Consider the following 26,036-nt stretch of genomic DNA (forward strand, 5'->3'; position numbering starts at 1 on the left):
GACCACCTCGACACCGTCGCCGCCGAACTCAACGGCCGCCCACGCAAAACGCTCGGCTGGGACACCCCAGCCGAGCGCCTCGCTAAACTCCTGACCGAAGCCAGTTAACCACTTGTGTTGCGACGACCCCTGGAATCCGCCAATCCGGCGGGGGCGTTTTTCGTTATCTCACTTCAGCTCGTACGCGCGGATGATCGTCTGGCGTTGCGCGTTCCCGTTCGGGTCGGTGATCGTCGACCGCAGCGACACGAAACCGGCGCCGGCGGGGTGGTCGACGGTCGCCTTCCACTCACCGCGGTGCCGGCTCACCGACGCCGCCTGCCAGGTCGCACCGTCGTCGTAGGACACCTCGACCGACGGCGTGTTCACCTGTCCCACCTCGGCACCGTTGCGCTGCACGTACACCGGGATCGTGAACCGCTTCCCAGCCGGCGCCGCGTTGTGGCCGTCGAGGTCCGGCGCGAACCGCAGCGCGAGCAGCGGCAGGTGCACCAGTTCGTCACTGACGTACTGCGAGGCGAACGTCCACTCCGCACTGATCTGAGTGGACAGTCGGGCGCGTGCGGACCGGTCGGCCGTGGCGCGCAGCGTGTACACGCCCGGCATCTGCGTCACCTGGAACGAACCGCTGCCCGCGTACGGGCTCTCGCCGAGGACCTCACCGTCGCGCAGGAGCGTCAGGCTGCCTTCCGCCGCACCGAAGCCCATCCGGCCCCGGCCCTGGTCCGTGGCCAGCGGCAGGTCGAAGTTGAGGTTGCGGCCGACCCGGCCGGCCCAGTACCAGCCGCCGTGCCGGGAGTTCGTGCCGGGGAAGGCCGGCCCGTACACACCCATGTTCCAACGTTCCGTCGTGGTGCGGCCCAGCCGGTAGGTCTTCGGCTGGAGCTGCTCGACGGTCGACACCGCCGGGTACTGGTAAGGGCCGGGGATCTCCTCGAACCTGTTGTCCCACGGCACGTCCGGCGTGAAGTACTCGGTCAGCGTGGTCGGCAGCGGCACCGCGAGGAACCGCTCCCGGACACCGACCATGCCGGGCGTCGCCGCCGCGTGCGCCGAACGCACCTTGGCGAGCTGCGAGTCGCGTAGGCGCCACTGCAGGGTCCGCGGGACCGAGCCGTTCTCCGTGTGCCGCACGTTGAACAGGTACGGGCTGCCGTCGAACGACGTGCCGTTCCACTCGGCCATGCGTAGCTCGGCGACGAAGGTGAACCCGTCCTTGCGCGACGTGGTGGACGGCTTGAAGGAGAAGTTCTCGAAGTTCTCGATGAACGCGGTGGACCCGGCTATGCCGGTCGGCACCTTCGCGTGGACCTGGAACAACCCGTCGCCGCCCCGCGCGTTCGGCTTGTCGAGGGTGAACGTGACCGGCTTGGCCTCCCGTGCGTCGGCGACGAACTCGCTGTCACCGGCCACCGTGAGCGCGGGCTCGGCGAACACGGCGTGCTTGGCCCGGTCACCGACCGGCGTCGAGACGGTGGCCTCGAGGAAGTACTCGCCCTTCGGCATGCGCACCACCACGGTGCCCGACGGGTCGTACGCGGTATGGGTCCGAGCGGTCTCGAGGTCCACGAACTGGTAGAAGTACTTGTCCGTTGGCGCACCGTCGTGGTCGACGAGCTTGACGGTCATGTCGTAGCTCTCGGCCTCACGGGTAACCGCGATCAGCGTGCGCACCTCCTGACCACCGCCCGTCGCGTTGATCCTGCCGAGGTAGTAGCCGTCGGCCGCCTCGACTCGCGTGTCGGTGACGACGGTCGCGGTGGCCTGACCACCGGCCGGCACGGTCAGCTTCGCCGGGGAGAACGTGAACATCCCTTGTGGCGCACCGGGTACGTCCGCCGCGAAGTCCAGCGTGACCGGCGCGGCACCGGTGTTGGTGTAGGTGATGGCCTTCTCGATCGGCTCGTCGTCGCCGTGCGGCCACCGCACGGTGCCGTTGTCGATGCTCGCCACCGACGCGAACACGGTGCCGGCGCTGGCCTTGGCGACGTCCACGCGCCCGGCGCCCTGCTCCGGAATGGCGCCGTTCGGCTTCGCACTGCCCATGAGGGCGGGCTTGAGCTGGTCTGCCGTCCACTTCGGATGCTGACCGGCCAGGACCGCCGCCGCGCCGGCCACATGCGGCGCGGCCATGGAGGTGCCCAACATCCCCACGTGGCCGTCGGTGCCCGCCCGGGCGGCCATGATGTTCACGCCGGGTGCCGTGATGTCCGGCTTGAGCCCGCCACCTTCGCGGCCACGGCTGGAGAAGGCGGCCAGCGAGTCGTCCCGGTCCACCGCACCGACGGTCAGCGCGGCGTCCGCGGAACCGGGGCTGCCGACCGGTCCGCCGGTGTTCCCGGCGGAGACCACGAACAACGTGCCGGTCTCCTCGGTCAGCCGGTTCACGGTCTGTGCTATCGGGTCGGTGCCGTCGGTCGGGTACCGGGAACCGAGGCTCATGTTGACCACGTCGGCACCGCCGGCCACGGCCCACTCCATACCCGCGATGATCCACGACTCCTGGCCCTCGAGGGCGTCGCTGAGCACCTTTCCGTTGAGCAGCTTGGCATCCGGCGCCACGCCCCGGTACTTGTCGCTGTTGCCCGTGATGATCGACGCGACGTGCGTGCCGTGCCCGGCCCGGTCGTCGGCGGTGTCGCTGTCGGTGAAGTTCCTGGCGTCGACGACCGCGTCGGCGAGGTCCGGGTGCTCGGCGTCGATCCCGGTGTCCAGCACCGCGACCGTCACGCCCGCGCCGGTGTTCCCGGCCGCCCAGGCCTCCGGCGCGCCGATCTGCTTCACCGACTGGTCGAGGCTTGCGCGAACCGGCCCGTCGAGCCAGATGGCCTCCGCGTTCCGTGCCGTGGCCCAGAAATCGGCCGACCGTTCGACCGAGACCGCGGCCGCACTCATACCCGGCAACTCCCGGCTGACCTGTGCGCCGGCCATGCGTGGCGTCCGGCCGGGATAGTCGACGATCAGTGGTAGCCGGTCACGGGAGGCGTCGTCGTACCCGACCCGCACCAGCTCAGTGACGTCGAACAGGCGTGAGTCGAGCTTTCCCGCCGACAGCAGGGGAACCACGTCACTCGGGACGACGTGCGTGTCCCCCTGCTCGTCGGTGCGGGTGTAGAAGGCGATGTGCTCACGGCCTTTCGCCGCCTGCACGCTCACTCCACGCATCCCGCCGATCGTGACCTTGTCCCCGGTCAGCAAGGTCACCGTCGGCCCCACCGCGCCGGGTGCCGCGACAGCCCCCGCGGCACCCGGCGCGACCCCCATGACCGACGCGACCACACCCGCGGCCACCGCCGCGGAGAGCAGGCTCAACCGAGCCCGTCTGTGGGTCATCAACCCCTCCAGAAACCACGCGACAACGCCTCGTCGGTTGCCGCTCGCGTGATCAATACGCCGGAGGGGTGCGCCGGGTTGCACGGCGGATCAGGACAGTGCGTACGCCCGGATGATGGTCTGGCGCTGACTGTCGCCGGCGGGGTCGGTGACGCTCGACCGCAGCGACACGAACTTCGCGCCGACCGGATGGTCGACCACCGTCCTCCACTCACCGCGATGACGGCTGACCGGCGCGGCCCGCCACGTGGCACCGTCGTCATAGGACACCTCGACCGACGGCATGTTCACCCGGCCCACGTCGGCCCCGTTGCGCTGCACGTAGACCGGGATCGTGAACGGCTTCCCGGCCGGCGCGGCGTTGCCGGCGTCCAGGTTCGGCGCGAACCGCACCGCCAGCAACGGCAGCCGAGCGGGGTCTCCGGCGACGTGTTCCGAGGTGAACGTCCACTCCGAGCTGACCTGAGTGGACAGATGAGCGAACGCGGACCGGTCCACCGACGTGCGCAGCGTGTACGTCGCCCGCTCGGAGCCCACTTCGAACGCGCCGACACCGGGGGCAGGCGACTCGCCGACCACCACCCCGTCCCGTAGGAGGGTGGTGGCGCCGTCACCGCTCGCGAAGTTCGCGCGACCCCGGCTCTGGTCGGTGACCAGCGGCAAGCTGACCCTGAGCAGGTTGCCGAGCCGGGCGGCGAAGTACCAGTCGTCGCCGCGTGGGAACGCGGGCCCGAACACGCCGGTGTTCCAGCGCTCCGTGGTGGTTCGGCCAAGTGGGAAGCTCCTCGGCGCGATCTGCTCCGTGACCGAGACGTAGTCGTAGCTGTCCGGATCGATCGCCTCGGCGAACTGGCCGTCCCACGGCTCGTTCGGCGTGTAGTACTCGGTCAGCGTGCTGGGCAGTGGCACGGTGAGGAACCGTTGCCGGACACCGACCACACCGGGCGTGGCCATCGCGTACTCCGCCCGCACCTTCGCGAGCTTCGAGTCACGGTAATGCCACTGGAACTCCTGCGGCAGGGCGCCGTTCTCGATGCGCCGCAAGTGGTACATGTAGCTGCCGTCGAACGCCTTCCCGTTCCACTCCCCCAGGTGTGCCTCGGCGGTGAAGATCACCCTGTCCTTCTTCGCCGTGGTGGACGGAATGAAGAAATGGTCGTCGAAGTTCGCGATGTGCGCGGTGCTGCTCAGACTGCCCCAGGCACCGCTTGTCTCGAACCGGAACAGCGCGTCACCGACCTTCGCGTTCGGCTTGTCCACCATGAAGTTGACCGGTTTGCCCTGCCGCGCGTCGACCACGACCTCACGGTTGCCGGTGACCATGAACACGGGCTCGAAGAATTCGGTGTACTTGAACCGGCCCGGGGTGGACGGGGTCAGGATGCTGCCTTCGAAGTAGAACTCGCCCTTCGGCACCCGCACGACGGACGTGCCGGACGGGTCGTACCCGCTGTATGCCCTGGGGTTGTTGACATCCACGAGCGAGTAGCCCGCCTCGACAGATGGTGCACCGGTCTGGTCGATGGCCGTCACGGTCACGTCGTAGCTCTCGACCTCACGGGTGACGGTGATCAGCGTGCGCACCGACTGACCGTCGCCGGTCGCGGTGATCGCACCGCTGTGGACGCCGTCCGGTGCCTCGACCCTCGTGTCCGTGGTGACGGTCGTGCTCGCCTGACCACCCGCCGGCACCGTCAGCCGAGCCGGCGCGAACGTGAACATCCCTTGTGGAGCACCAGCCACGTCCGCCGCGAGGTCCAGCGTGACCGGCTCGGCACCGGTGTTCGTGTAGGTGATCGTCTTCTCGATCGGCGCGTCGTCGCCGTGCGGCCATTGCACCACGCCGTGGTCGATGACCGTCACGGACGCGAACACCGTCGCGGCACTGGCCTTCGCGACGTCCACCCGGCCGGCACCCTGCTCCAGCACCGAGCCGTTCGGCTTCGCACTGCCCATGAGCACTGCCTTCAGCTGGTCCGCGGTCCAGTCCGGGTGCTGGCCGGCCAGGATCGCCGCCGCACCAGCCACATGCGGCGTCGCCATGGAGGTACCGGACATCGCCACATGGCCGCCGCCGACCTTCGGCGCCACGATGCCAACGCCCGGCGCGGTGATCTCCGGCTTCAGACCGCCGCCCTCGCGGCCACGGTTGGAGAAGTCGGCGAGCTGGTCGTCCCGGTCCACCGCACCGACGGTCAGCGCGGCATCCGCGGCACCGGGACTGCTGACCTTGTCACCTTCGGGTCCGGGTGTGTCGTGTCGATGCCGGAGTCCAGCACCGCCACCACGGCGTCCGCGCCGGTGAGTCCGGCGGCCCACGCCGCCGGGGCGCCGATCTGCGGGACCGACCGATCGAGGCTCATCCGCACCGGCTCGTCGAGCCAGACGTGCTCGGCCTTGCGCGCGACCGGCCAGTAGGCACCGGAGCGTTCTGCGGCGACGGCGGTGGCGCTCATGACCGGCAGCTCACGAGTCACCTCGGCCGCCGCACCGCGTGGCGTCGGGCCGGCGTAGTCCACGATCAACGGAAGCCGCTCACCGAAGCCCGCCTCGGCGAGCAGGCTCACGTTGAACAGGTCGGGATCGAGTTTCCCCTGGGACAGCAGGGTGATCGCGTCCTCCGGGACGGCATGGGTGTCCCCGTTCTCGTCCTTGCGAACGTAGAAGGAGACGTGCTCGCGGCCCTTCGCCGCACGCACCCGCGCGCCGTGCTCCCCGCCGAGCGTCACCGTGTCCCCGGTCAGCAACGTCACGGCCGGTTCGGCCGGCGTGCTGCCCTGGGCCGCGGTGGCGGTGGTTCCGCCTCCCGCGATCATCGCCACCGCGGCGACCACCACCGGCGTGACCAAGCGTGTGCGTCTCATCGACCCTCCGGATCTCCCGCGATGATCCGGTCATCGCTCCGTGATCACCACGGAACGAACACCCCGCCGGGTTGCTCGTGCACGATCACGTTCAACAATCCGGGTACCTGACCGCGTTGTACCGGCGACCGTCATCGAGAAGGAACGGAGTCGCGGTGCTGGACACCTTCGACCAGTTCGCCGCCGATCGGATAGATCGGCTGTTGCGCTTCGCCACGGCGCTGACCTGTGACCCCCATCTGGCGCAGGACGTGGTCCAGGAGGTACTCGTGCGTGTACAGCACAAGTGGGACCGGATCGGCGCCCTGGCGGCGCGAGACATGTACGTCCGCCGGATGATCATCAACGAGTACCTGTCCTGGCGACGCAGGAAGGCGTCGCGGAACATCGCGGCGACGCACAGCACCCTGGACGCGCTGGGCACCCCGACCGCGGACCCGGCCCACATCTACGCCGAACGCGACGCACTGCGCTCGCACATCATCAAGCTCCCACGCAAGCAGCGGGCGGCCCTCGTGCTCCGCTACTACGAGGACCGCAGCGACCAGGAGATCGCCGAGCTCCTCGGCTGCTCGGTCGGCACCGTCCGCAGCCACATCTCCCGTGCGCTCAGCACCCTGCGCGCCAGCCACCAGCACCCCGTGAGGGAGGCCCTGTAATGGCGAACGACCGAACCGAACAGCTCATCAAGGACGTGTTCACCGACGAGGCCGCCCGCGCCGTCGACTCCCGCGAGGTCCTCGCCGCCGTACGCGGCCGCAGGCCACGCCGGTCGTACGGGCTGGTGCTCGCGGCCGCGGCCGTGGTGGTGGTCGTCGCCGCCGTCGCGACGTTCGTGGTGCCCCAGGTGTTCGAGCGCAGCACCCCACCTGCCGCCGACGACCAGTCCCAGAAGACGACCCAGGCGGTGACGCCCACGAACGTACTGGTCGTTGGCACCGACACGGCCGGGTGGACCGACTCGGTCGTGCTCACCCAGGTCGCCGCGGACGGCTCGGTCAGCCTCATCTCGCTTCCCCGCGATTCCTGGCTGCCCGCCACAGACGGTGGCACGAAGCTGAACCAGATCTACGCCCGGTCCGGGATCGAGGCCTTGCTCGCGACCGTCCGCGACCTGACCGGCGTCCCGGTCGACCATTACGCCGTCGTCGACATGGCGGCCGTCGGCGAGCTGGCCGACGCGGTCGGCGGCGTGCCGGTGTGTCTGAACGCGGCCACGTCGGACCGCTACTCCGGCGCGGAGTTCGGCACGGGTGAACAGACCATCGCCGGCGACGCGGCTCTCGCGTTCCTCCGCCAGCGGCACGGGCTGCCCTACGGCGACCTAGACCGGATCGCCCGGCTGCAGGCGTTCCTCCAGTCACTGGCCGTCAAGCTGAAGGGCGCTGACCTCGCACCGGTGATCGCCGCCGTCCAGGGCGACGTCAAGACCGATCCCGGTCTGGACGTGCTCGCCCTGGCACAGGACCTGACGAACGCGAAGTCTCTGCGCGTCGCGACGATCCCGATCGGAGAGATCGACCTCTCCACGCCGCAGGGCAGCGGTATCGCCGTCGACCCGGCCCAGGTGAAGCAGTTCGTCACCGGCCTGCCGAGCACGCCGCCGGCGACCGGCGACGTGCCCTGCGTGAACTAGCTAGCCCATGTGCGGGTACCCGTGCTCGGTCGGCGGGACGAACGTCTCCTTGACCGAGCGCGGGCTCACCCACCGCTGCAGGTTGTAGATCGAGCCGGCCTTGTCGTTGGTCCCGGAGCCGCGGCTGCCGCCGAACGGCTGCTGGCCGACGACCGCGCCGGTCGGCTTGTCGTTGACGTAGAAGTTGCCGGCCGAGAAGCGCAGCGTCCGGTGTGCCTCCTCGATCGCGGCCCGGTCGGTCGCGAACACGGCCCCGGTGAGGGCGTACGGCGTCGAGGTGTCGACCAGTTCGAGCACCTTGCCGTAGTCGCTGTCGTCGAACACGTGGACCGCGAGGATCGGGCCGAACCACTCGGTGGTGAACACCTCGTTCGTCGGGTCGGTGCCGAGCAGGATTGTCGGCTGCACGAAGTAGCCGACCGAGTCGTCACAGGTGCCGCCGGTCAGGACCTCGAGCGTCGAGGTGGCCGAGGCCATCAGCAGCACACCCTTGTGTTTGGTGAACGCGCGCTCGTCGATGACCGCGCCGCCGAAGTGGCTGAAGTCGGTGACATCCCCGTAGGACACCGACTTCGTGACGTCGACCAGCCGCTCGCGCAAACCGTTCTCCCACAGCGACCGCGAGACGTAGGCGCGGGACGCGGCCGAGCACTTCTGGCCCTGGTACTCGAAAGCGCCCCGCACCAGCCCGATCGCGACCGCGGCCGGATCGGCGGAACGGTGCGCGACGACGAAGTCCTTGCCGCCGGTCTCACCGACGATTCTCGGGTAGGAGCGGTAGGTGTCGAGCTGGTCGGCCATCAGCCGCCACAGGTGCTTGAACGTCTTGGTGGAGCCGGTGAAGTGCAGGCCCGCGAAGTCCGGGTCGGTCATCGCGACCTCGCTGACCGCCGCGCCGTCCCCGGTGACCATGTTGATCACGCCGGGCGGGAGCCCGGCCGCTTCCAGAAGCCTCATCGTGTAGTGCGCGGCGAGCTGCTGGGTCGGCGACGGCTTCCACACCACCGTGTTGCCCATCAACGCGGGCGCGGTGGGCAGGTTCCCGGCGATGGCGGTGAAGTTGAACGGCGTGATGGCCGTGACGAACCCGTCGAGCGGCCGGTGGTCGAAGCGGTTCCAGATGCCGCGGCTGGACTCGGGCTGTTCCTCGCGGATCCGGCGCGCGTAGGCGACGTTGAACCGCCAGAAGTCGATGAGCTCGCAGGCGCTGTCGATCTCGGCCTGCTGCACGGACTTGGACTGCCCGAGGATGGTGGCGGCGTTGAGGGTGTCCCGCCATGGTCCGGCGAGGAGGTCGGCGGCCCGCAGCAGGACGGCGGCCCGCTCGTCGAACGGCAGGTCCCGCCAGGCGGGCGCGGCCTGCTTGGCCGCCGCGACCGCGTCGGTGACGTCCTTGGCCGTGGCCTGGGCGGAAACCCCGAGCACGTGCTGGTGGTCGTGCGGCTGGACCACGTTGATCGACTCGCCGCCGGCCATCCGCCGCTCACCGCCGATGGTCATGGTGAGCTCGTGGCGCTCACCCTCCAGCTCGGCGATCCGGCGCTGCAATGACACACTCTCGGCACTGCCCGGCGCGTAGGTGTGCACGGGCTCGTTGGCCGGGGTGGGCACGGACGAAACGGCGTCCATGGTGTGGCTCGCCTCCTGCTCCTGGAACGGCTTGTGGCTTCCACAGCCATCCTGTCACGACTCGGCGTGCTGGTAGCCGACTCACAGGAGCCGCAACACCGTGCACACCCAGTGGTCGCCGTCGTCCTCGAAGCGGGCCGCCGCGGCGATCATCCGTTCCCGCTCCGGCGTGCGAACCTCGATCACCGCGCAGACCTCCACGGCCGTGGGCACCGGATAGTAGGCACGCACGGTGTGCAGACGATGCTGCGTACCGGGCCGCACCGAGCGCAGTCGGGTCAGCAGCGACTCGAACGCCACGTCCGGCAACAGCGAGTGCAACTGCCCGATCGGGCGACGGCCGTCGAGTACCTCCAGTACGTGCCGCAACACCCGCACGAGCGCCGCCGGGGGCACCGGTGGCTGGCCCGGCTCCGGTGGCGGCGGGACGAGCGTGAGCTGGGGCCGGCTCGCCGGGCGCAGGCTGGACCAGCGTGTCGGCGGCGCACCCGGCTCGTCGGGTTCGTAGTCGGGCAGCGGGCACAGCAGGAGACGGTCGTACTCCCCGGCGGGAACGGTCATGCCCTACTGAGGAGGAACCACCGCCCGAGGAAGACAAAGACCACCTGAACGTGGCCGTGCTCACCGAGAGCGACGGCGCACCAGTTCGAAGCACAGCACGGCCGCCGCGCTCGCGACGTTCAGCGACTCCACGCCGCCGGACATGGGGATCGAGATCAGGCCGGTGACGTGCCGCCGGACCTCCTCGCTCACCCCGGCGGTCTCGCCACCCAGCACGTAGGCGGCGCGGCGCGGCAGGTCGGCGTCGAACAACGTCTGGCGGGCGTTGCCGTCCAGCGCGTACACCGGGTAGCCGGCGGCGCGGAGGGCACGGCACGCCTCCTCGGCGGTGTAGCAGCGCAGCACCGGGGCGTGGAAGGCGACACCGGCGGAGGCCTTCACCACCAGCGGATCGATGCTCGCCACACCGCGCCGGGGCACGACGATCCCGTCGATCCCGGCGGCGGTGGCGGTCCGCAGGATCATCCCGACGTTCGCCGGCGTGGTGATGCCGTCGAGCACGAGGACACGCGTGGGCGCGGACTTGCCGGCGAGCGCGTCCTCGAGCCTGCGCATGCGAGGCGCGACCACGTCGGCCAGCACACCCTGGTCCTGCTTCCCGTTGCCGGCCAACACCTTCACCCGGTGAGCACTGGCCCGCTCGACGTGCACCGACCGCGCCGCGGCCGCGTCGATGATCTCCCTCGCGGCGGCGCCCCGGGCGTTGTCGGCGAGGATGACCTTGTCCACGTCGAGCCGCCCGTCGGCAAGCGCCTCCAGCACGGGCTTGCGACCGAACACGGTCACGAACCTGTCTTTTGGTGATTGGCCGTCCACGGGCGAGAGCATCGCACGTCTTCGGGCGGCAGGTGTGTCAGGATCTAGCCAGCTTGGGCGCCGAGGGGAACTGGAGTACGCGTGAGGGTCTACATACCGGCCACGGTGTTGATGCTGCGCACGCTGAACGCCGCGGGTGAACTGACCGCGGTGAGCGACACGGCCTTCGCGCTCACCCCGATGCTGCGCGAGTCGTACGCCTCGGGGACCGCCGAGGAACTGGAGTACGCCGCGATGCTGGAAGCCTCGCGCGCGTCACTGCGCCTGCTGGCCGCCGAACTCGAACAGGAGCCGGAGCTGGTACTGCCACGCCGGGCCGTGGTCTCGGCGGACGTCGACGGCGCGACCCCGAGGCCTGACCTGGACTACGCCGTGGTGCGCCTGACCGGCCCTGTACAGCTGAAACAGGTGGCGGCGGTACACCTGGACACCTCGGACGCGGAGGAAGCCGTCCGAGGAGCAGCGGCGGTGATAGACGCGGCAGACCTGGGCGACGGCGACGCGGAGTTCACCCTGGGCGAGGCCGAGGACCACGAGCTGGCCTGGTACTCCCCAGAAGAACTGCCGTTCCTACTCGAGCTGCTGTAGCGCCCCGCATGTCCCGAAAGGCGCGTTCGGGGCATCGCCGATGTCCCGAAAGACGCGCCGACGACGTTCAACGACCCGAAAGCGTCTTTCGAGACAGCGCCGGTGGCACAAACGCGCCGTTCGCAGCACCGGGCTTCCCGGGCAATGTGGTGATGGACGCCTTCCTCACCCTGGGCGTGCGGAAGGCGTCCTTCAACGCGCGGAAACCGCCCGCGAAGCGGGCTTCGCCCGCCGGACCCACAGAACCGCGCGCGGGCAGCATGATCATCGGTGGATCCGGGCTGAACCTCCCGAAGCGCCCCTTGGGACATCGGCGGCGGTCCGGCGCGGGCAGCCATCACGCTGTCCACCCGCGCCGGAAACCCCGACACATAGCCCAACAGAACCCGCGCCACCCAAGCCGCCCTCAACGGAAGCCACGCCCCCAGCGGCCCCCGCCCGCAACCCGGCCCCCGCCCAACCCGGACGGCAACACCCAAACGAGCCCCGGCTTACCGACGCGGCCCCTTCTTGCCCTTCTTCTGCGCGTCGCGGGCGGCGGCGCGGCGTTCCCGGCGGCTGCCGCTGGCCCCGCCGCCAGCGCCGCCAGCACCATCGCCACCGGCCTGCTCGTTGCTCTTCTGCTCGACCCCGCCACCCTCGGCGGGTCCGCTGTACGTGAGCCGCTGCTGCGGCTGTGACCCCGCGCCGAGGCCCTTGCCGCGCAGTGCCGGCGGAATGCGGTCCTCTGACGGCGCCTGCGCCCGCTGAGCCGCCTCCGCGGCCTGTGCCGCCTGGGCCGCGCGCTGGGCCCGCGCGACGCGGTCAGCGCCCGACGGCAACGCCGCCGCGTCGGAGGGCTCCGGCTCGCGCTGTTCGAACTGCAGGTTGAACAGGAAGCCGACGCACTCCTCCTTCAGCGCGTCCAGCATGGTGGCGAACATGTCGAAACCCTCGCGCTGGTACTCGATCAGCGGGTCGCGCTGTGCCATGGCCCGCAGGCCGATGCCCTGCTTGAGGTAGTCCATCTCATACAGGTGCTCACGCCACTTGCGGTCCAGCACCGACAGCATGACCTGCCGCTCCAGCTTCCGCATCGCGTCCTCGCCGGCCTTCGCGTCGATCTCGGCCTCGCGCTCGGCGTACTTGCGCCTGGCGTCCTCGACGACGGCTTCCTCGAGGTATTCGGGGGTGAGGTCCTTGCCCTCCACCTCCATCTCCTCGACGAGGTCCTCCCACTTCAGCGAGATCGGGTACAGCGTCTTCAGCGCCGTCCACAGCTTCTCGTGGTCCCAGTCCTCGGCGTAGCCACCGGAGGTCTCCCCTCGGACGTAGTCGGTGACCACGTCGACGATCATGTTCTCGACCTGGTCACGGAGGTTCTCGCCCTTGAGGACCCGCTGGCGCTCGCCGTAGATGACCTTGCGCTGGCGGTTCATGACCTCGTCGTACTTGAGGACGTCCTTGCGGATCTCGAAGTTCTGCTGCTCGACCTGCGTCTGCGCGCTCTTGATGGCCCTGGTGACCATCTTCGCCTCGATCGGCTGGTCGTCAGGCACGCGCATCGTCACCATGACGCGCTCGACGAACTGCGCGTTGAACCGCCGCATCAGCTCGTCCTGCAGCGACAGGTAGAACCGCGACTCACCCGGGTCACCCTGACGGCCGGAGCGGCCACGCAGCTGGTTGTCGATGCGCCGCGACTCGTGCCGCTCGGTGCCGAGCACGTACAGGCCGCCGGCCTCCTTGACCTCCTCCGCCTCGGCGCGGACGTCCTCGCGTGCCTTCTCGAGCGCGCCCGGCAGAGCGCCCTTCCACTCCTCCGGCGTCTCGATCGGGTCGAGCCCGCGCTCACGCAGGCGCCGCTCCGCCAGGTGGTCGGGGTTGCCGCCGAGCATGATGTCGGTACCACGACCGGCCATGTTCGTCGCGACCGTGACGGCGCCGGAGTGCCCGGCCTCGGCGACGATCGCCGACTCCTTCTCGTGGTGCTTGGCGTTCAGCACGTTGTGCGGAATGCGCCGCTTGACCAGCAGCTTCGACAGGTACTCCGACCGCTCCACTGACGTGGTGCCGACCAGTACCGGCTGCCCCTTCTCGTGCCGCTCGGCGATGTCGTCGGCGACCGCCTCGAACTTCGCCTCCTCGGACTTGTAGATGAGGTCGGACTGGTCCATGCGGACCATCGGCCGGTGCGTCGGGATGGGCACGACGCCGAGCTTGTAGGTGTTCTGGAACTCGGCTGCCTCGGTCTCGGCCGTACCGGTCATGCCGGACAGCTTGTGGTAGAGGCGGAAGTAGTTCTGGAGGGTGATCGTGGCGAGCGTCTGGTTCTCGGCCTTGATCTCCACCTGCTCCTTGGCCTCGATGGCCTGGTGCATGCCCTCGTTGTAGCGGCGGCCGGCGAGGATGCGGCCGGTGAACTCGTCGACGATCAGGACCTCGCCGTTGCGGACGATGTAGTCCTTGTCGCGCTTGAACAGCTCCTTGGCCTTCAGCGCGTTGTTCAGGTACCCGACGAGGGGGGTGTTGGCGGCCTCGTACAGGTTGTCGATGCCGAGCTGGTCCTCGATGTACTCGACGCCCTTCTCCGTGACGCCGACGGTCCGCTTGCGCTCGTCGACCTCGTAGTGGACGTCCTTCTTCATCATCGGCGCCATCCGCGCGAACTCCGTGTACCAGCGCGACGACTGGTCGGTGGGCCCGGAGATGATCAGCGGCGTCCTGGCCTCGTCGATGAGGATGGAGTCCACCTCGTCGACGATGCCGAAGTTGTGGCCGCGCTGGACCATGTCGTCCAGCGTCCACGCCATGTTGTCGCGCAGGTAGTCGAAGCCGAACTCGTTATTGGTGCCGTAGGTGATGTCGGCACGGTAGGCACGACGGCGCTGGTCCGGCGTCATCTCCGAGAGGATCACGCCAACCTCGAGGCCGAGGAAGCGGTGCACGCGGCCCATCCACTCCGCGTCGCGCTTGGCGAGGTAGTCGTTGACCGTGATGACGTGCACGCCGTTGCCGGAGAGCGCGTTCAGGTACGCCGGCAGCACCGCGGTCAGCGTCTTGCCCTCACCAGTGCGCATCTCGGAGACCTTGCCGAGGTGGAGCGCGGCGCCACCCATCAGCTGCACGTCGAAGTGCCGCTGGCCGAGGATCCGCTTGGCGGCCTCCCTGACGACCGCGAACGCCTCCGGCAGCAAATCGCCCAGCGCGTCCTCGTCGGTCTCGTCGTCCGGCAGGTCGTGGTCGCGGTGCTCCTCGTAGCGCTTGCGGAACTCGTCGGTCTTCGCGCGCAGCTGTGCGTCGGTCAGGCCGACGACACTGTCCTCGAGCTCGTTGACCTCCTCGACGATCCGCTTCAGATGCTTGAGCGTCTTGCCCTCGCCCGCTCGGAGTATCCGGGACAGCACCATCAGGTCAACCTCGCTAGCTGGATCGTCGCGCGCCTGTGTGAGGGGAGCCGGCTCCCCTTCCGCACCCCCATCGTAGGCCGTCCCCGATGTTCGCCGCCCGTGCCTTGGTCACGCCTGTGGATAACTCGGGCATGAGAAAGCTCCCGAGCCGGCGGCCCGGGAGCTTTTCGTTCGTGGGGGTTCGTGTCAGACCAGCTTGATCACGCCGTAGTCGAATCCCCTTCTGCGGTACACGACACTCGGGTGACCCGAGTCGGCGTCAAGGAAGAGGTAGAAGTCGTGTCCGACCAGCTCCATCTGGTAGAGAGCCTGGTCGACGGTCATCGGGGTGGACGAGTGTTCCTTCTCTCGGACGATCCGACCGGGGAGGTTCTCGTCCTCGGCGCCCTCCCAGCGCTGTGCCGGCACCTCGGGAAGGCCGAAAGCCTGCTCTGTTCTCGCGGGCAGGACCGCGGTTTGGGTACGCCCGTTCGTGTCGGGCGACGTGGGAAGCTGTGTGGCGGCGGAAGCCGTGGCCTCCGCGACGGAGGTTTGGCTTCGGCGTCCGTAGTGGACGCGGCGGCGGTCGTGCAGCCTGCGGAGACGGTTTTCCAACTTGGTGACCGCGGCGTCGAGAGCGGCGTAGAAGTCGCCGGCGGTGGCTTCCGCGCGGACAGCGGGCCCCCGTCCCTTACCGGTGATCTCGACACGTTGGCAGTTCTTCGACTGCCTGCGGTTCGGCTCGTGGAACAGCTCCACGTCGAAACGGATTACCTTGCGGTCATAGCGTTCGAGCCTGGTGAGCTTTTCCTCGACGTGCACTCGATAGTGATCGGGCACCTCGACGTTGCGGCCTTTAACGACGATGTCCATACACAACCTCCCTCGCCAACAGCGAGATAGTGGAAGAACGACGGCGCCGGGCTCCGGTGTCCCAGAAGGTGGTGGGCCCACCAGAAAAGATCGCTTGAGGGGGCCTCAGACCTCAGCGCTCGTCCGGCGCCAGGGGCATGGCTACTCGCCTCCTCCCTGCGGAAACCGGGAAAGCTGATGCCGAGACGTTATCTCGGCTTGTGCCATTGCAAAAGACCCCTCGGGGGGCGAACTTGTCTGTCCCACCCGTGTTACCGAGAGCTACATGGCCCACTTCCCGGCGCGGCGACTCGCCCGCGGGCGACCCGTGCCGCGCCCCGCTGGCCCGACCAGGCACAGCGGCCGTTTCGCATGATCGACTCAGCCTTCCTGCCATACCCGCGCAACGATCTTCGGGTGATCCGAGTTCCCCAACCAAGTTCACCCGTCCGGGGGTATTCGTTCACGTCCCATAGGTTGAAACGCGCACTCTGCGGTGTCCCGCCCCCACTCCCGCCCTGGTCCAGCCCCGATCATTGTCGGTGGGCGGGTGCACAATGCGACCATGCGTTCGATACTCGACCTCATCCTCCCGACCTACTGCGTCGGCTGTGACATACCGGCCACGGTCTGGTGCACCGACTGCGCGGCCTCACTGGCCGTCTTCCCGGTGGCACGCCCCGACCTGCGCGACGCGTACGCGCTCGCGGAGTACGCCGGCCCAGCCCGCCGAGCCGTGTTGGCGTACAAGGAAAGAGGGCGCCGCGAACTGTCCACGATGCTCGGCGGCGCGCTGGCCACGGTTCTGCCGACGATCCGGGCCGGCCCGTTCGCGCTGGTCCCGGCACCGTCACGCCCGTCAGCCGCCCGCGCAAGGTACGGGCAGCACATGACGGCGGTGGCCCACGCCTGCGCGACGGCCTTGATCAGGGCGGGCCACCAGGCGACCGTCGCTCCGGTCCTACGCCTGTCCGGCCGCGCACGGGACTCGGTGGGCCTCACCCCACAGGCCCGCTCGGCGAACCTCCGAGGCCGCCTCCAGTGCACCGGCAGGGCACCCACGACCGCGATCGTGCTGGACGACGTGATCACCACAGGCTCGACGGCCACCGCCTGCGTCACGTCGCTGGAGAAGGCAGGCACGAAGTCGGTGACCGTACTGGCCTTCACAGCAACGACCTGAACAAGGACCGCCACCAGAGAGGAGTGAACACCGAGACCACCCGACGCAGACTTCACAATTCGGCGAGCAGGTCACCGGGTGCCTACACGCGGTGCAGCCACCCCCAGGGCACCATCGCGGCGGTTCCGGACCGGCGCTCCTGGCGACCGGCTGCGACGAGAGGGGCCATGGCGAAGGGCATTCACGAGGACTTCCCGCTGAGGGCCCTCAGTGGGCAATTCTCCGCTGAAGGCCCTCAGCCACAGCCTCCTCGCTGAGTCGCCCTGGGCGACGGGCTTCCGAGCCGGCGGGCAGGGCCGACAGCTTCCACGTGCGCAGCACCTCGACGCTGAAGGCATGTGGCACTGGCGGCCTGCGCGGACGGGTTCCACGCTGACCGCCCAGCGAAGGCGCTCTCGCTGGCGGCTCTCGACGACGGCCTCGTCATGCGCTGCCGGCATGCGCTGCCGGCATGCGCTGCCGTCATGCGCTGCCGTCATGCGGCGGTGGCCGCCTCCGGCAAACGGGCTCCTCGCAGACGGCTCTCGGCGTCGGCGCTGGCGACCTCGCCTGACGGCATCCGCTGGGCCCCCAACGACGGCCTCCCCACGGACCAGCCGGCGACAGCGCTCTCCAACTGGAAGCCATCAACGACGGCCTCCACGGAAAGCACTCGCTGGCGCCGTGCAGCGGTGACGCCGTGCAGCGGTGACCGCCTACGGCAACGGCCTCCTCGCAGGCCGCCTCCGGCGACGGCTTCCACACGAGCAGGCCCTCGTCGGAGACAGCGTGCAGCGCTGGCCGTCCGCGACGGCGGCCTCCTCGCAGAGGGCTCTTGCCTTCGGCGGGGGCGGCCGCGCCGAAGGCCGCTCTCCGGCGGCCGCTCCTGCCGCTGGCGTCCCCAACCCTTGGGGCCGCCACAACCACCACCCAGAAAGCCGCAACGACCACCAACCGAGAAAGGAAGTGATCGCTGTGTAGGCCGTCAGCCCGGATAGAACGGGATCGCGGTTGGGCCCTGGCCGTTCTGCACTTGGCGCCAGACCTGGCCGAGGCCGCCCACCAGGAGGACCGCGGCGTTGTCGGTCACGACGACGTTGCGTTCCGGAGCGGCCGTCACCGCGTGCATCGGGAACTGGAGGTTGTTCGAGTCGTACAGGTCCATCGTGAGCCCGTCGACCGAGACCCTGAGCACCGGCATCGACACCTGACCGGTGACGACGGCGAGGGTGTGCTGGTTCAGCCAGTCGACCCCGACGGCGTCGACGATCGTCCTCGGTTGGAGGGTGCGTGGCAGGGCGAGGCTGACCGAGTCCTTGTCGCGGACGACGGCGGCCACGACCAGCTTGCCGGCGGACGTGATCATCGCCGCTCTCGTGCCGTCGCGGGACAGGCGTAGCTCGTGGATCGCGCCGAAGCTGTCCAGCGCCGACGCGTTGACCTCGACCGACTTCCAGGTCTCGTCGCCGGTGCGGACGACGCGCACGACGTTGCCGTCCTCGACCGTCCACACCTCGCTCGCGTCCTGGCCCTCGGCCGTGGACACGCGCCAGGTCGGTCTGGACATGGTGGTGGCGTCGAAGTCGACCTCCTGCAGCGGCTCGCCGTAGCGGCCGACACGCAGGCGGAGCTGCTCGCCGACCTTGGTCACCACCGCGAGCTGGCGGCCGTCGATGGACTGTGCGGCGCTGACGACGTTGTACTGGCCGTCGCCGGCCGGGCCGGGGACCGGCTTGCCGTCGAGCAGGGTGCGCAGCCGGCCGCCGGAGCTCACCAGCCCCGGCGTGTCCGTGCTGGGCTTGGTCGCCGCGTCGTACTGCTTGATGTCCGACAGTCGCCAGTCGCCGTGGCCATCGATCAGGTCCTGCCCGTCGCCCTTGATGCGCAGCCGGTTGGACGTGACCTCCTGCAACGACAGCACGAGCTGAGCGGCGATCATCTCCCGCTGTTCTTTGCTCTTGTCGCCGAGCGGGACGAGATCGACGACCAGCGTGCCGTCGGCGTCGGGGACGACGTTGGTTCTCGAGCCCACGTCCTCGATGGGCGAGTCGAGCGACCGGGCCATCGAGTCCGACGGGCCGTACAGCAGCACGGAGAACACCCGTGTCGGCAGTCCGCTCTCGGGCTCGGCGAGCACGTACCGCTGGTCGGGGACGGTGATGCGCAGGTCCGGGTCGAAGAAGTAGACGGTGACGGGCCGGTAGCTGACGTTGAAGTCGGACCGGGTCACGAACACGCCCGGCGGCGGGTCGTCGATGCGCCACTGGCCGTTCTCGCGGACCACGCCGACCCGGTGCTCCGCCTCGCCGACACCGGGCAGGAACGCGGAGTCGGGGCCGAGCCGGCCCAGCAGGGTCACCCGCAGCAGGACGGTGACGCGGGCGCCCTCGACGCCGCCCTGGTCCTCGGCGGACTCGCGGGCGTTCTCGCTCGGCAGCGGCACCGAGCCGAAGATGTCGTCGATGATCGTCGGCTTGGTGTCGCCGATCCAGCTCGACTGGGCACGCTCGGTCAGGTAGAGCTTGGCGGACTCGGGGTTGCCGGACCGGCGGACGAACTCGCGGACGAGGTCGAACGCGTTGAGGTTGGGCGTCGGCGGGGACACCGGGGCCTCGGTCACGAGCTGCTGCTCGTCACGCACGGCGTGCGGCGTGGACTCCTCCGGGATGTTCGCGCAGCCGGCGATGACCAGCAGTGCGAGCAGGAGCACGGCATGGGCGCGGCGCCTCATGCCATCTCCTCGTCCGCGCCGGGACACCGCGGTGCCCGATCGTTGGTTCCGCTCATGCTCATCGGGCCTCTTCCCACACGGGCGTCGGTGGTTCGAGCTCGGGTTTCGCCTCGTCGTTGCCGGCGACCGTGACCCGCATGGCGTCGTCGGTCAGCGGCTGGACGTCCGCGGCCATCCCGGTGGGCACCTTGGCGTCCGGCGGCGGCAGCGGCAGCGGGTTGCTCTTGATCGTGACGCCGTGCTGGCGCGGCAGTGTGAGCCGGAAGCACGCACCCTTGCCCGGCTCGCCCCAGGCGTCGAGGTCACCGCCGTGGAGACGGGCGTCCTCGAGGCTGATCGCGAGCCCGAGACCGGTGCCGCCGGTGTGCCGGTTGCGGGACGGGTCGGCGCGCCAGAAGCGGTTGAACACCAGGTCCGCCTCGCCGGTGCGCAGGCCGACGCCGTAGTCGCGAACGGTGACCGCGAGGACGTCGTCGTCGGCCGCCATGCGCAGCCGCACCGGGTGGCCGTCGCCGTGGTCGACCGCGTTGGCGAGCAGGTTGCGCAGGATCCGTTCGATGCGTCGCGAGTCGACCTCGGCGGGCGTCTCCTCGTCGGGCAGGTCGAGGATGATCTCGGTGCCTGCGTTGCGCGCGATGGCGGCGACGGCCTGCGCGGCGCGGACCGCGATCGGCCGCACGTCGGCGTACTCGGCCGACAGCTCCTCGACGCCGGCGTCCAGACGGCTGATCTCCAGCAGGTCGCCGAGCAACGACTCGAACCGGTCCAGCTCGTCGACCAGCAGCTCGGTGGACCGCGCGAGCCCCGGCGGGAACTGCTCACGGGACGCGTGGAGCACGTCGGCGGCCATGCGCACGGTGGTCAGCGGCGTGCGCAGCTCGTGGGAGACGTCCGAGGTGAACCGGCGTTGCAGCCCGCCGAACTCCTCGAGCTGGCGGATCTGCCGTTCGATGCTCTCGGCCATCTTGTTGTACGACTGGGCGAGCCGCGCGACGTCGTCCTCGCCGACGACGACCATGCGTTCGTCCAGCTCACCGCCCGCGAACCGTTCCGCGGCCTGCGCGGCGCTGCGGACCGGGCGGACCACCTGCCTCGTGACGAGGTTCGCGATGCCGGCGAGCAGCAACAACAGCACGAGCCCGCCGACGAGCAACGTGCTCTGCACGACGGCGATCGTGGACTGCTCGGCGGTCAGCGGGTACAGCATGTAGAGCTGCATCCGCTGCTGCGTTGAGCCGAACGGCGTGCCGACGATGAGGAACGTCGTGCGCCCGGACGGCCGGTCCACGGTGTGGATCTGCACGGCGAGCTGGTTGTTCTCGACGAAGTGACGCAGGCTTTCCGGCACGTCGTCGTACGGCCCGGCGCTGACCACCTCTCCGTCCGCGGACAGCGACTGGGACGGGCTCGCGAGCACCGGCTCGAACGTGCCGGCGGACGAGCTGACCGTGTCGGTGTTCGGCGTCGAGCTGCTCAGCTTGTTCCACGCCTGCTGCAGCCGAGGACGGACGGCGTCGGCCGCCAGGTTCACGCCCTGCAGCTGGCGCTGCGCGACGGCGACCGAGTCGCGGGTGGCCGCGATCGCCGCCTCTTCCTTGGTCTCGAGGAGGCGGTCCGTGATCTGGTTCTGCAGCACCATGCCCAGCACGAACACCACGGCGGACGACAGCGCGAGCGTGCTCACCACGACCCGCACCTGCAGCGAGCGGCGCCACAGCTCGCCGAACTGCACCGCCCGCTGCTGCCCGAACGCGACCGCGCGGGCGCCGTAACGGGCGACCGCGCGAAGGTACCGCCTCACGCCGGCTCCTCACCCGCTACACGACGCCGCGGCACTCGTTGGTTCGTTCCGACAGCTCCGCTCATGGAGAACGTCCGATCACGGTGGGCCAGCCTTGTATCCGACCCCGCGCACCGTCAACACCACCTCGGGATGCTCCGGGTCGGTCTCGACCTTGGAGCGCAGCCGCTGCACGTGGACGTTGACCAGCCGCGTGTCGGCGGCGTGCCGGTAGCCCCACACCTGCTCCAGCAGGACCTCGCGGGTGAACACCTGGCGCGGCTTGCGGGCCAGTGCCACCAGCAGGTCGAACTCCAGCGGCGTCAACTGGATGGCGACGCCGTCACGGGTCACCTCGTGGCCGGGCACGTCGATGGTGAGGTCCCCGATGGACAGCATCTCAGCCGGCTCGGAGTCCGTGCGCCGCAATCGGGCCCGCACCCGCGCGACCAGTTCCTTCGGCTTGAACGGTTTCACGACGTAGTCGTCGGCGCCGGACTCGAGGCCCAGCACGATGTCGACGGTGTCGCTCTTGGCCGTCAGCATGACGATCGGCACGCCGGACTCGGCGCGGATCGCCTTGCACACGTCGATCCCGTTGATGCCGGGCAACATCAGGTCAAGCAGTACCAGGTCGGGCCTGAGCTCGCGCAGCGCGGGCAACGCCCGGTTGCCTTCCGCCACCACCGCGGTGTCGAAACCCTCGCCCCGCAGCACGATGGTCAGCATCTCAGCCAAGGCCGGATCATCGTCCACTACCAGCACACGTGCCTTCATGACTACATCGTCGCACTTCGTGAGGCTCATTCGTGCGGGACCCCGGCCGGTTCATCCGGTTTCCGCATTCCGAGTGACGTTTTGTAACGCTTCAGCCAGCGTTACCAATCTACTCGGTGACATTTGGACAGTGATCGAGGGAGACACCGGCGGTCATCTGAAGGTTCAACCACAGAGCGCTCTCCATCCACGACACAGCGTGGCACCCCCCGCGAAAGCACGGGTCTGCAGCGCCGCGGGACCACGCACAGCCCCCAGACATAACCCCGGCGTGGCCTCCGGCCCCCCGGTTCCACGCTACGGCACGGCACCGACAAACCGGAGCGTGCTGACCAGGCCCTGTGGACAACCGCGTGTCCAACCGCCACGACCCGCGTGTCCAACGCTCTGGACCCGCGAGTTCAACATCCGTGACCTGCGAGTTCGACGATTCGACGCCGCGCGTGTCCAACAGTGCCGACTCGCGAGTCCAACAACCAGAACCCCCGAGTTCGACGATTCCGGCCACGTGCCCAAACAACCGAACGCCCGAGTCCGACGAATCGACCCGTCGGTTCCCAGCACACCGTCCCGGGATCGGACGGGGCCGGCTCTCGGGCGAGCAATCGCGATTCGGGCGGACCTATTCCGCGAGTTTTTTGGCCAGTTCGGCGGCGTCCGGTGTCGTCGTGCCGTCGACGACATGCCAGGGGGTCAGCCAGTCGTCGGCGGCCAGGCCGTCGTAGACCGCCGCCACCCGCGACTGCAGAGCGTCGTCGGACTCCCACGTGTCGCGGCCACGATCGGCTTCGGTGGTGGCCCGGCGCGCGGAGCGTTCGGCCGCCACCTGGGGGGAGACCCGCAGCAGCAGGTGGGCGTGCGGCACGGGGACCGCGAAGCGCTCGATCTCGATCGCGCGGACCCAGGACACGAACTCCCCACGGGCGTCCTGGTGCAGGCGGGCCGCGCCGAAGGCCGCGTTGGAAGCCACGTACCGGTCCATGAGGACGAAGTCGTGGGTGTCCATGGCAGCGCGAATGTCCGGGGTGGCGGCGTGGCGGTCCAGCGCGTACAGCATGGCCATGCCGTACACCTCGTCGCCGAACGGGCCGAGTCGGCCGTGCAGGCCGTCGCGGATCAGGTCCGCGTAGACGTTCATCCCGTAGCGGGGGAAGGCCATCCGCGTCACTCGGCCGTCGAGGGCACGCTCCAGCGCATCGGTCAGCGTGCGTTTACCGGCGCCGTCGATTCCCTCGATCACGATCAGTCGTCCCACGAGCGGCAACCCTATGCGAACGGCACGTGCCACCACGGGCTGGACGGGTTGGCCGTCAGCAGGCGGTGCGGGCCGAGGACGGACAGGTACAGGTGCCCGTACCTCTCCTCGTCGAAGCGGATCACGCGGCCGAGCGCGTAGCCGGCGCTGAAGTCGGTCCACGACGAGTAGCGCTGCCGGCACAGCTCACCGGCACGCAGCACGATCCGCTCCGCCGTCGGGTAGTCGCAGAACCGGCCGCCGAAACCCCACCGCGCCATGTTCACGGCCCGGCCGAAGTCGTAGCCGAGAACGCTGGTCACCATGCCGTTCGGCGGCAGGAGACCGTCGGTGCGGAAGCGGGACTCGTAACGGGTGATGACGCCGGCCAGCTCGACCAGCTCGTTCGCCCGCCGACCACCTGCCTGGTCGCGGACCGCGTTCTGCCACGTGACCAGGTCGTAGTGGCCCTGCTGTCGCAGCAGCGCGCGGCGCACGGTCAGCACGGCGTCGGCCTCCGCGCCGACGTTCTGCCCGGCGAGCAGGTACTCGACCTGCCGCGACCAGTCCTGCGCGGTCTCCACACCCCAGTCGTCGGCGAGGCTTTCGCGGATGCTCTGGTAGTCGCGGTACGGGTCGTCCAGCGCGTTCCACGGGCGGGAGACGTGCACCGGGATGTGCGCTCCGCAGGCGAACCCGTGGGCCAGCGCGCCGTGGTACGGCCCGTGGGGTGCGCTGACCACCCCCTCGACGTGATCGCAGATCACCACGCCAGCGAAGTGTAACCACGTGCAACGCCGCAGGTGGTCGGGTCCGTCCTCCCGGCATGAGACTCGCGTACGTCGCCGTTCCGTTGCTGCTGTTGCTCGCCGGGTGCGGCGGTCAGCCCGCCGAGCCCGCCGGCTCGCCGGTGCCCGACCTGCGTGGCAGGACGTTCCTCGCCACCGCGGTGACCGAGGACGGCGCGCCGAGGACGCTGCTACCCGGCACCGAGCTGTCGGTCGAGTTCACCGACGACGGGCTGCTGAAAGCGAACGCGGGCTGCAACTTCATGCAAGGCCAGGTGGACACGTCGGGGGGCAAGCTCGCCATCAAGGAGGGCTCGACGACGGAGATGGGCTGTGACCAGCCACGGCTCGACCAGGACAACTTCGTTTTCGGGGCGCTGGGCGCGTCGCCGTCGTGGCAGCTGTCCGGTGACCAGCTGACGATCACGTCCGGCACGACGACGTTCCAGCTGGCACCGCGCGAGGCCGTCGACCCGGACCGGGCCCTGGCCGGCACGACCTGGGAGCTGGACACGCTGGTCGACGGCGACGTCGCGTCGAGCATGCCGGCCGGGGCGCAGCCGGTCACGCTGACGTTCGACGGCGCGCAGATCGCCGCCGACACGCACTGCAACAGCGTCACCGCGAAGTACACCCAGTCCGGCGACAAGCTGCAGGTCGAGCCCGGTCCGATGACGCGGAAGATGTGCGCCCCTGAGATCATGCAGGGCGAGACGGCGGTGGCGGGCGTGCTGCAGGGCGAGGTCACGTACGAGATCACCGCCGACCGGCTGACGCTCACGAACTCGTCCGGCAAGGGGATCCAGCTGCGTGCCAGGTGAGCTACCCGAACTCCATTTCGCGGACCAGGCCGAGTTCGCGGCCTGGTTGGCGGCGAACGCCGACACCCCCGGCCTCTGGATCAAGATCGCCAAGAAGGGCACCGGACTCGAGTCGGTCGACCACGACGGTGCCCTGGAGGAGGCGCTGCGACACGGGTGGATCGACGGCACCGCCCGCCGCGTGGACGACCAGTGGTTCGTCCAACGGTTCACGCCACGAACGCGCCGGTCACGGTGGTCGAAGATCAACCGAGCGACGGCGGAACGGCTGATCGCGGAGGGCCGCATGTTCCCGCGCGGGCTGCGCGAGGTAGAGGCGGCACAGGCGGACGGCAGGTGGGAGGCCGCCTACGCGGGTCCGGCGTCGTCGACGGTGCCGGACGACCTGGCTGCGGCGCTGAAGGCATCCCCGTCGGCCGAAGCGTTCTTCCAGACACTGACCAGCCAGAACCGGTACGCGATCCTCTACCGCGTCGAGGAAGCGAAACGACCGGAAACGAGGGCGCGCCGCATCGAAAAGTTCATCGGCATGCTGGAACGCGGCGAAACGCTGCACTGACCCGCTTCGCTCGCCGAGCGCGCGATGCCCGCCACGGAACCGCCAACCAACCCCGCAAGAGGCTCATCGCCACATAGGCACTGTCACGGCCCATGCCCGTTGCGTAGGCACCCCTGCGACCGATGTCTCGAGGGTGTCCTCGAGGACGCTGAACGTCCCGAGGGTGCCCTTCAGGGCATCCGGGAGCAGCCCTGGCCGAGCGCGGTGCGGGGAAGGGGAGCCTTCCTCACGCCGGGCGTCAGGAGCGACGCCTTCCTCACACAGCCACCCGCTCGAACCGCCTGCCAAGCAGGCACTCGCCGTCGGCCCACACAACCGCGAAACCACCACACGGGTTCAACGGCCCTGCAGTCGCCTGAGCGGTTTCATGATCAACGCCAACACAGATGGTTGCGCAGGCATCCCCCACCCATACCCGGGGGGCCACCCCGAGGCCATCGTACCAACCGACACAGACAAAACCCCTGGTCGCGGGGGCCTGTGGACAACTTTCGGTGGCCAGTCCGAGCGAATGGGACTCTCGTGCGCTCGCTAGGG

At 69.5% G+C, this 26,036-nt stretch carries 19 protein-coding genes; 6 read left to right on the forward strand and 13 right to left on the reverse strand.

The genetic code is table 11. The features are described from left to right. Window positions 1–168 precede the first annotated feature (168 nt). The 3 genes from VF106_RS44685 to VF106_RS44695 all read right to left on the reverse strand — a co-directional run bounded on the left by VF106_RS44685 (window position 169) and on the right by VF106_RS44695 (window position 6,197). Complete coding sequence (locus VF106_RS44685) at window positions 169–3,333, reverse strand: S8 family serine peptidase (protein ID WP_330846137.1); 3,165 nt, start codon at window positions 3,331–3,333, stop codon at window positions 169–171. A gap of 90 nt (window positions 3,334–3,423) precedes the next feature. Then, the gene (locus tag VF106_RS44690) at window positions 3,424–5,517 is read right to left on the reverse strand and encodes a S8 family serine peptidase (RefSeq protein WP_330846138.1); all 2,094 of its coding nucleotides are present in this window, start codon (window positions 5,515–5,517) and stop codon (window positions 3,424–3,426) included. A gap of 11 nt (window positions 5,518–5,528) precedes the next feature. Further along, window positions 5,529–6,197: a hypothetical protein gene (locus VF106_RS44695; protein WP_330846139.1), complete on the reverse strand. Its 669-nt coding sequence runs from the start codon at window positions 6,195–6,197 to the stop codon at window positions 5,529–5,531. A gap of 155 nt (window positions 6,198–6,352) precedes the next feature. On the opposite strand from VF106_RS44695, the gene VF106_RS44700 reads away from it, so the two are divergent. Together VF106_RS44700 and VF106_RS44705 are read left to right on the forward strand one after the other, a co-directional pair. Beyond that, a complete protein-coding gene (locus VF106_RS44700) occupies window positions 6,353–6,856 on the forward strand; it encodes a SigE family RNA polymerase sigma factor (RefSeq protein WP_330846140.1) in 504 nt (167 codons plus the stop codon). Then, the gene (locus VF106_RS44705; RefSeq protein ID WP_330846141.1) at window positions 6,856–7,833 is read left to right on the forward strand and encodes an LCP family protein; all 978 of its coding nucleotides are present in this window, start codon (window positions 6,856–6,858) and stop codon (window positions 7,831–7,833) included. Before VF106_RS44700 ends, VF106_RS44705 begins: the two co-directional genes overlap by 1 nt. Here the strand turns inward: VF106_RS44705 and pruA are convergent, their stop codons facing one another. The 3 genes from pruA to VF106_RS44720 form a co-directional block, all read right to left on the reverse strand. Continuing rightward, window positions 7,834–9,462 (reverse strand): L-glutamate gamma-semialdehyde dehydrogenase, encoded by a 1,629-nt coding sequence (pruA, locus tag VF106_RS44710; protein ID WP_330846142.1) that lies wholly within the window; start codon window positions 9,460–9,462, stop codon window positions 7,834–7,836. Window positions 9,463–9,543: 81 nt separating this feature from the next. Then, a complete protein-coding gene (locus tag VF106_RS44715; protein ID WP_330846143.1) occupies window positions 9,544–10,023 on the reverse strand; it encodes an Rv3235 family protein in 480 nt (159 codons plus the stop codon). Between the two features lie 60 nt (window positions 10,024–10,083). After that, window positions 10,084–10,851, reverse strand: a complete 768-nt coding sequence (locus VF106_RS44720) for a TrmH family RNA methyltransferase (RefSeq protein ID WP_330846144.1) — start codon at window positions 10,849–10,851, stop codon at window positions 10,084–10,086. Window positions 10,852–10,920: 69 nt separating this feature from the next. Between VF106_RS44720 and VF106_RS44725 the strand changes: the two genes are divergently transcribed. Then, the gene (locus VF106_RS44725) at window positions 10,921–11,427 is read left to right on the forward strand and encodes a DUF6912 family protein (RefSeq protein WP_330846145.1); all 507 of its coding nucleotides are present in this window, start codon (window positions 10,921–10,923) and stop codon (window positions 11,425–11,427) included. A 491-nt stretch (window positions 11,428–11,918) separates the two neighbouring features. Here the strand turns inward: VF106_RS44725 and secA are convergent, their stop codons facing one another. Both secA and hpf read right to left on the reverse strand, forming a co-directional pair. Next, window positions 11,919–14,816, reverse strand: coding sequence for a preprotein translocase subunit SecA (secA, locus tag VF106_RS44730; RefSeq protein WP_330846146.1), 2,898 nt, complete (start codon window positions 14,814–14,816; stop codon window positions 11,919–11,921). Window positions 14,817–15,002: 186 nt separating this feature from the next. Next, window positions 15,003–15,668, reverse strand: a complete 666-nt coding sequence (hpf, locus tag VF106_RS44735; RefSeq protein ID WP_330846147.1) for a ribosome hibernation-promoting factor, HPF/YfiA family — start codon at window positions 15,666–15,668, stop codon at window positions 15,003–15,005. 544 nt (window positions 15,669–16,212) lie between these two features. Between hpf and VF106_RS44740 the strand changes: the two genes are divergently transcribed. Further along, window positions 16,213–16,830 carry a ComF family protein gene (locus VF106_RS44740; protein WP_330846148.1) on the forward strand — a complete coding sequence of 206 codons (618 nt, stop codon included), beginning with the start codon at window positions 16,213–16,215 and terminating at the stop codon, window positions 16,828–16,830. Between the two features lie 964 nt (window positions 16,831–17,794). Here the strand turns inward: VF106_RS44740 and VF106_RS44745 are convergent. From VF106_RS44745 to VF106_RS44765, 5 genes are all read right to left on the reverse strand, one after another. After that, window positions 17,795–19,540, reverse strand: a complete 1,746-nt coding sequence (locus tag VF106_RS44745; RefSeq protein WP_330846149.1) for an LpqB family beta-propeller domain-containing protein — start codon at window positions 19,538–19,540, stop codon at window positions 17,795–17,797. Window positions 19,541–19,598: 58 nt separating this feature from the next. Further along, window positions 19,599–21,341 (reverse strand): MtrAB system histidine kinase MtrB, encoded by a 1,743-nt coding sequence (gene mtrB / locus VF106_RS44750; RefSeq protein WP_330846150.1) that lies wholly within the window; start codon window positions 21,339–21,341, stop codon window positions 19,599–19,601. Between the two features lie 78 nt (window positions 21,342–21,419). Next, complete coding sequence (gene mtrA / locus VF106_RS44755) at window positions 21,420–22,097, reverse strand: MtrAB system response regulator MtrA (RefSeq protein ID WP_075123969.1); 678 nt, start codon at window positions 22,095–22,097, stop codon at window positions 21,420–21,422. A 622-nt stretch (window positions 22,098–22,719) separates the two neighbouring features. Next, a complete protein-coding gene (locus VF106_RS44760) occupies window positions 22,720–23,352 on the reverse strand; it encodes a dTMP kinase (RefSeq protein WP_330846151.1) in 633 nt (210 codons plus the stop codon). Window positions 23,353–23,363: 11 nt separating this feature from the next. Beyond that, window positions 23,364–24,101, reverse strand: coding sequence for a DUF1266 domain-containing protein (locus VF106_RS44765; RefSeq protein WP_330846152.1), 738 nt, complete (start codon window positions 24,099–24,101; stop codon window positions 23,364–23,366). 56 nt (window positions 24,102–24,157) lie between these two features. Here VF106_RS44765 and VF106_RS44770 point away from each other — a divergent pair, with 56 nt between their 5' ends. Beyond that, entirely contained in the window at window positions 24,158–24,940 is a 783-nt protein-coding gene (locus VF106_RS44770) for an META domain-containing protein (RefSeq protein ID WP_330846153.1), read from the forward strand. Next, window positions 24,930–25,499 (forward strand): YdeI/OmpD-associated family protein, encoded by a 570-nt coding sequence (locus tag VF106_RS44775; protein ID WP_330846154.1) that lies wholly within the window; start codon window positions 24,930–24,932, stop codon window positions 25,497–25,499. The genes VF106_RS44770 and VF106_RS44775 overlap by 11 nt, the downstream gene beginning before the upstream one ends. Window positions 25,500–26,036: the final 537 nt, after the last annotated feature.

Origin of the sequence: Actinophytocola sp., assembly GCF_036378875.1 — a bacterium.
Taxonomy (GTDB): Bacteria; Actinomycetota; Actinomycetes; order Mycobacteriales; family Pseudonocardiaceae; genus Actinophytocola.